4 protein-coding genes are annotated in these 3848 nt (G+C 33.1%); 3 read left to right on the top strand and 1 reads right to left on the bottom strand.

Going from position 1 to position 3848, the window contains the following annotated elements:
• On the top strand, positions 1-414 hold a 414-nt coding region (locus R2782_RS12420), incomplete at its 5' end, for an adenosylhomocysteinase (RefSeq protein WP_371268577.1).
• A 76-nt stretch (positions 415-490) separates the two neighbouring features.
• Here the strand turns inward: R2782_RS12420 and R2782_RS12415 are convergent.
• Entirely contained in the window at positions 491-2089 is a 1599-nt protein-coding gene (locus R2782_RS12415; RefSeq protein ID WP_371268576.1) for a hypothetical protein, read from the bottom strand.
• A gap of 51 nt (positions 2090-2140) precedes the next feature.
• On the opposite strand from R2782_RS12415, the gene R2782_RS12410 reads away from it, so the two are divergent.
• Both R2782_RS12410 and R2782_RS12405 read left to right on the top strand, forming a co-directional pair.
• Entirely contained in the window at positions 2141-2611 is a 471-nt protein-coding gene (locus R2782_RS12410; RefSeq protein WP_371268575.1) for a very short patch repair endonuclease, read from the top strand.
• A 49-nt stretch (positions 2612-2660) separates the two neighbouring features.
• The gene (locus R2782_RS12405; protein ID WP_371268574.1) at positions 2661-3743 is read left to right on the top strand and encodes a methionine aminotransferase; all 1083 of its coding nucleotides are present in this window, start codon (positions 2661-2663) and stop codon (positions 3741-3743) included.
• Positions 3744-3848: the final 105 nt, after the last annotated feature.

Genomic DNA, 3848 nt, shown 5'->3' with positions numbered 1-3848 from the left:
GTTTGTAACATTGGGCATTTTGATAACGAAATCGCAGTTGCTTGGTTAAAGAAAAACCACGGAAACACGCACGTTGAAATCAAGCCGCAGGTTGATAAATACACCATTGACGGAAAAGACATCATCCTTTTGGCTGAAGGCCGTTTGGTAAACCTAGGTTGTGCAACAGGCCACCCAAGTTTTGTGATGAGCAACAGTTTTACAAACCAAACTTTAGCTCAAATCGAACTGTGGAAAAATGGTGAAAACTACGAGAACAAAGTATATATGCTTCCAAAGCATTTGGATGAAAAAGTAGCGAAACTTCACCTTGAGAAAATTGGGGTTGAATTGACCGAACTTCGCCCAGACCAAGCCGAATATATCGGCGTGGAAGTGGAAGGACCATTTAAGCCTGAGTATTACAGATATTAAAATACGAAATGTCACCCTGAGCGGAGTCGAAGGGTTTTCTTAAATATTAAAACCCTTGCAGCAATGTAGGGGTTTTTCATTTGCGAACATATTTTCTAAATGATCTAATAGTTTCAAAAATTCCAATTGAAATAAATATCCTGCCCAAAAAATCAAAAAGAACGAATTTAGTACTACTTGAAATATTATATATGTAAGAATCTAAGAATTCAATATTGTGAAAAGGGTTTAAATATTGAATAAAAAAGGCTGAAAGATCTTTAAAGTTTTTCCAGCTAGAACTCCGGATTTTAAAGTCAAAATCATAATTTGTTGAAAGCATCATTAAGGAAAAAAACAATAATCCGAACAAAAATGTAACCATACAAGATTGAGTCCATCTTGTGCCAAAATTGCTATAAAATTTTGAGGTAAAAGAACTTATAATGGAGGGAATTCTAAAATACCATTTTCTATTTAAAGAAGATTTAAGTAAAAAATGTTGTGAAGCTTTATAGTACTCTACCCTATCTCTAATGTTATTTTTTTTTGTGGCTATATTATACATTTCATTGAAAGTTTCATAAAGAGCGATTGGATTTCCTTTTATATTTTTTAAAGGAAGATAAGAATTAAATAAATTTATTAAATTCAGCTCAGAATCATCAATAACTACAGATTTGAAATTTTCAAAATTAAAATTTTTAAAATATATATTTCCTAAATCACTTTTTATTATTTTGAGACTTGATATAATTTCGGGGGCGTTTTTATGATAAAATTTCCTTTGAAATTCCCATCCTCCAATATTCTTTAAATCTTTATAAGATAATTCTTGTACTTTTTTATTTAACAAATTTTCAACTGAAGTTTTATCTATAATTATTTTTTCAATTTCTTTTAAAGTATTTTTATCTATAACATTTTTTAACAAAATTTCAGAATTATCTCTTGCGAAATCTCCAATTTCAACATTAATGAATTCTATATGTGCCTTATTCACAAAGTTGCCGAATTCTAACTGATTTATTCGGTTGTTATTTAATAGTAATTTACTATTATCTCTAAAAGTGCTTGTAAATAAAATTTTATTTATTACTGAATTCTCAATATCCATATCTTCAGCATACACATACCCAATTTCTAATTCATCAATTATAGAATTATATCCAAAAATTTTGAAATGTTTTAAAGTTGCACGTCTAATTATAAATTTTTCAGCATAGAAATTATTTAAAAACCCGCTATTTAAGAGATTAAAGCCTTGAAAATGGATAAGCTTAAAATTGGATTTCTGATTAATTGCAAATCCTCCATTCAAGTTTAGGTCTCCTAAAAAAAACTCATCAATTTTAGAATTAGAAATCTCCAAATTGTTGGAAATATTACAAAATGAAAACATAAATATCTTCGAAGAATTAAATTTTGACAAGATAAAATTCCCGTTAAAATCACAATTCACGAGTCGAATTTCATAATCAATATTCAAATTGTTTAATGATACTGACCCGTTTATAGATAACGATGCAAGTTGCAAACTTTCTATTTTTCCATTTACATCTCTCTTAAAAAAATTCTTTCCTTTTGGTAGCAAATTTAAATCTCCATTCCCTTTAAATATCGACATAAATTGACCGTTATTTATTGGCATTTTAGGACCAAATTCTTTTTCTAATATAAAGGGTGTTCCCAGCATTTTTTAAATTTTACTTATCTTATTAAAAGATGTTCTTAATTTGAAGAAGTTATGAATTACGAAGATAACAAAATAAAGGTCCCACGTTTCAACGAAGAGTCCGGCTTCTACACCACAAAAAAACGCTCAAAAATAATGGGCAAAATCCGTGGGAAGAACACCAAGCCCGAACTGCTTTTCAGAAAAACACTTTGGAAAAAAGGCATCCGTTATCGCGTGGACAGCAAAAAACTGCCCGGAAAACCGGATATTTCCATCATAAAATACAAACTTGCCATTTTTATTGACGGCGAATTCTGGCACGGCTACAATTGGCCGGAACGAAAGGAAACTTTAAAAAGCAACCGTGGCTTTTGGATTCCAAAAATTGAAAGGAATATGCAGCGTGACCGCGAAGTAAATCATCAACTCGAAGAAATGGGATTTACCGTTTTTCGTTTTTGGACCAATGAAATAAAACATAATTTAAACACATGCATCAACGATGTTTTGGTGTACATAAATACAGGACAGAATGATTAATTCCAAACTCCCAAATATAGAAACTTCCATCTTCGCCAAAATGAGCAAAATGGCAGCAGAGCACAACGCATTAAACCTTTCGCAAGGATTCCCTAATTTTCCCAGCGATCCCGCCTTAAACGCTTTGGTAGATGAAGCCATGCGCGACGGTTTTAACCAATATGCTCCCATGCCCGGCGATTTTGAACTGCGAATGGAAATTTCAAAAAAGATCGAAACCCTCCACGACCGGTTCTACAATCCCGAAACCGAAATCACGATTACGGCTGGTGCTACGCAAGCCATTTTCACAATAATAGCAGCTACTATTGGTAAAGGTAATGAAGTAATTATTTTTACCCCGGCTTATGATTGTTATGCGCCAACGGTGGAATTGTTCGGCGGAAAAATTATTCCCATCCAACTTAAACCGCCGTTTTATGAAGTAGATTGGCAGGAAGTTGCTGATAAAATTTCTTCAAAAACAAAAATGATAATCATCAACTCTCCGCACAATCCCAGCGGGATGCTTTTCACTAAAGAAGATATGCTCCATTTGCAGGATTTGGCTGAGAAAAATGATCTTTTGGTTTTGAGCGACGAAGTGTATGAGCACATAATTTTTGACGGCAACGTGCATCAAAGCGCATCGAAATTTGAAGCCTTGGCGGAGCGAAGTTTCGTGACGGCTTCCTTTGGAAAAACGTTTCACAATACGGGTTGGAAAATGGGTTATTGCGCCGCGCCGGAAAAACTGATGAAAGAATTTCAAAAGGTACACCAGTTTGTAGTTTTCTGCGTAAACCACCCCATTCAAAAAGCGATGGCAACCTATTTAAAAGATGAAAGCCACTATCTAAAACTTTCCAGTTTCTATCAGCAGAAGCGTGATTTCTTTTTGCGCCTTATGGAAGGCTCCAGCTTTAAGATCATTCCTTCAAAAGGCACGTATTTCCAAATGCTTGATTTTTCAGAAATTTCAAATGAAAACGATATCGCTTTTGCGGAAAGGCTAACGAAAGAACACAAAATTGCGACCATTCCAACTTCCGTATTCAACGAAAGCAGAAAAAATTTTAAGCAAATCCGCGTGTGTTTTGCTAAAACAGATGAAACCTTAGCTCAAGCTGCTAAAATTCTTCAACAGTTATAATTTATAAAAATTATTGAATTCCTTTCAAGCAATAAATTTTAACAATACAAAGATTAAAACAACCGATTGATTTTTAATGTTTCAGCATATTTAATTGTTATTTTC

Source organism: Flavobacterium sp., assembly GCF_041392085.1.
In the GTDB taxonomy this organism is placed as follows: Bacteria; Bacteroidota; Bacteroidia; order Flavobacteriales; family Flavobacteriaceae; genus Flavobacterium.
This window is presented reverse-complemented; position numbering and strand designations above follow the sequence as displayed.

What these genes read in the sequence shown, in the direction of transcription:
- R2782_RS12405 (WP_371268574.1), top strand. Translation starts at nt 2,661, where the DNA reads ATGGCAGCAGAGCACAACGCATTAAACCTTTCGCAAGGATTCCCTAAT.
- R2782_RS12410 (WP_371268575.1), top strand. Translation starts at nt 2,141, where the DNA reads ATGAATTACGAAGATAACAAAATAAAGGTCCCACGTTTCAACGAAGAG.
- R2782_RS12415 (WP_371268576.1), bottom strand. Translation starts at nt 2,089, where the DNA reads ATGCTGGGAACACCCTTTATATTAGAAAAAGAATTTGGTCCTAAAATG.